The organism is Psychroflexus longus (genome assembly GCF_020164595.1).
GTDB classification, from domain to species: Bacteria; Bacteroidota; Bacteroidia; order Flavobacteriales; family Flavobacteriaceae; genus Psychroflexus; species Psychroflexus longus.
The window spans coordinates 2,128-5,279 of sequence record NZ_JAIQZE010000022.1 but is presented as its reverse complement, the minus strand read 5'-3'; the positions used below and the strand labels follow the sequence as shown (position 1 = coordinate 5,279).

General features: G+C 47.3%; 2 rRNA genes. Both read right to left on the bottom strand.

Features of this window, described 5'->3' with window-relative positions:
* Window positions 1–51: 51 nt before the first annotated feature.
* A 5S ribosomal RNA gene (rrf, locus tag LB452_RS13350) occupies window positions 52–160 on the bottom strand.
* Window positions 161–281: 121 nt separating this feature from the next.
* Window positions 282–3,120 (bottom strand): 23S ribosomal RNA (locus tag LB452_RS13345).
* Window positions 3,121–3,152 lie beyond the last annotated feature (32 nt).

Genomic DNA, 3,152 nt, shown 5'->3' with positions numbered 1-3,152 from the left:
TATAAACTAAAAAACCCTTCATTACGTTTGTAATGAAGGGTTTTAAAATAAGGAAGGCGGCGACCTACTCTTCCACGGTATGTAGTACCATCGGCGCTAACGGGCTTAACTGCTCTGTTCGGAATGGGAAGAGGTGAGCCCCGTTGCTATAACCACCTTAAGTCATATTCCCAACTGGATTGGGAATCTCTCACAATAAATGTGAGATTATGTCTTGACATAATTAAAAATATATAAGAAGTTTCGAGGGTGGTAGTCATAAAATATAAACAATTGTCTCATAGATAAGCTCTTCGGATAATTAGTATCACTTGGCTATGACATTACTGCCTTTACACCTGTGACCTATCAACCCCATCGTCTTTGGGGATCCTTTAAAGAAATCTCATCTTATGGTGGGTTTCGCGCTTATATGCTTTCAGCGCTTATCCCTTCCAAACGTAGCTACTCTGCTATGCTCCTGGCGGAACAACAGATACACCAGAGGTTTGTCCAACTCGGTCCTCTCGTACTAGAGTCAGATCCACTCAAATTTCTAACGCCCACTGTAGATAGAGACCGAACTGTCTCACGACGTTCTGAACCCAGCTCGCGTGCCACTTTAATGGGCGAACAGCCCAACCCTTGGGACCTTCTCCAGCCCCAGGATGTGACGAGCCGACATCGAGGTGCCAAACCCCCCCGTCGATGTGAGCTCTTGGGGGAGATCAGCCTGTTATCCCCGGAGTACCTTTTATCCTTTGAGCGATGGCCCTTCCATGCGGAACCACCGGATCACTATGCTCTACTTTCGTACCTGATCGACTTGTAGGTCTCTCAGTCAAGCTCCCTTATGCCATTGCACTCTACGCACGGTTACCAAGCGTGCTGAGGGAACCTTTAGAAGCCTCCGTTACTCTTTTGGAGGCGACCACCCCAGTCAAACTACCCACCAAGTAATGTCCCCCACTTACGCGGGGTTAGGCTTCAAACAAGTAAAGGGTGGTATTTCAACAATGACTCCACTGCCCCTAGCGAGGCCGCTTCAATGTCTCCCACCTATCCTACACATCACTTATCCAAAGTCAATACTAAGCTATAGTAAAGGTTCACGGGGTCTTTTCGTCCCACAGCGGGTAATCGGCATCTTCACCGATACTACAATTTCACCGAGGTCATGGCTGAGACAGTGTCCAGATCGTTGCACCATTCGTGCAGGTCGGAACTTACCCGACAAGGAATTTCGCTACCTTAGGACCGTTATAGTTACGGCCGCCGTTTACTGGGGCTTCAATTCAATGCTTCTCCGAAGATAACATCTCCTCTTAACCTTCCAGCACCGGGCAGGTGTCAGGCCCTATACTGCATCTCTCGATTTAGCAGAGCCCTGTGTTTTTGATAAACAGTCGCCTGGACCTCTTCACTGCGGCCCCCAAAATTAATTGAGGGCGACCCTTCTCCCGAAGTTACGGGCCCATTTTGCCTAGTTCCTTAGCCATGAATCTCTCGAGCACCTTAGATTTCTCATCCCAACTACCTGTGTCGGTTTACGGTACGGGTTGCTTTAATTGATTTTCTTGGAAGAACGGCCTCTAGATTATCACCGCCACCGTAGCTTTGGTGTACTATCCCATCCTTGCAGATGGTTCAACGTACTATTCCGTCAGTACGCACTAGATTTCCTTCTCCGTCTCTTTTATCTTAAAGCAAGTAGCAGAATATTAACTGCTTGTCCATCGACTACCCCTTTCGGGTTCGCCTTAGGCCCCGACTAACCCTCAGCTGATTAGCATAGCTGAGGAATCCTTGGTCTTTCGGTGTGCGGGTTTCTCGCCCGCATTATCGTTACTTATGCCTACATTTTCTTTTCTAACCGCTCCAGCATACCTTACAGTACACCTTCAGCGCCGATTAGAATGCTCCCCTACCTCTTATAGATCGCTCTATAAAAGCATAGCTTCGGTAATATGCTTATGCCCGATTATTATCCATGCCTGACCGCTCGACTAGTGAGCTGTTACGCACTCTTTAAATGAATGGCTGCTTCCAAGCCAACATCCTAGCTGTCTAAGCAGTCTGACCGCGTTTGTTCAACTTAGCATATATTTTGGGACCTTAGCTGATGCTCTGGGTTCTTTCCCTCTCGGACATGGACCTTAGCACCCATGCCCTCACTGATTAAAACCATTTTATAGCATTCGGAGTTTGTCAGGAATTGGTAGGCGGTGAAGCCCCCGCATCCAATCAGTAGCTCTACCTCTATAAAACTATTTAATCGCTGCACCTAAATGCATTTCGGGGAGTACGAGCTATTTCCGAGTTTGATTGGCCTTTCACCCCTACCCTCAGGTCATCCCAAGACTTTTCAACGTCAACGGGTTCGGTCCTCCACTATGTGTTACCACAGCTTCAACCTGCCCAAGGGTAGATCACACGGTTTCGCGTCTACCAGCACTAACTTAAACGCCCTATTCAGACTCGCTTTCGCTACGGATCCATAACTGAATTATTTATCCTCGCTAGTACTGGTAACTCGTAGGCTCATTATGCAAAAGGCACGCCGTCATCCCATAACAGGACTCCGACCGCTTGTAAGCGTATGGTTTCAGGGTCTATTTCACTCCTTTATTCAAGGTTCTTTTCACCTTTCCCTCACGGTACTGGTTCACTATCGGTCTCTCAGTAGTATTTAGCCTTACCGGATGGTCCCGGCTGATTCATGCAAGGTTTCTCGTGCCCCGCACTACTCAGGATACTACTACATCATTTATATCTTACCCCTACAGGCCTGTCACCTTCTATGGGTATACTTTCCAAAATATTCGGGTTCAATATAAATGACGATGTCGTAGTCCTACTACCCCAGTACTGCCGTAACAGCACTGGTTTGGGCTGTTTCACGTTCGCTCGCCGCTACTAGCAAAATCACTATTGTTTTCTCTTCCTCCGGCTAATTAGATGTTTCAGTTCACCGGGTTCGCTTCCTCTCGGATACTATACCTTCAGTATAGTGGGTTGCCCCATTCGGAAATCTGCGGATCAATTCATATGTGCTAATCCCCGCAGCTTATCGCAGCTTGTCACGTCCTTCGTCGCCTCTGAGAGCCTAGGCATCCCCCATACGCCCTTAATAAGCTTATCTATTCGATAATTATTTATTTTTATTTTACTCT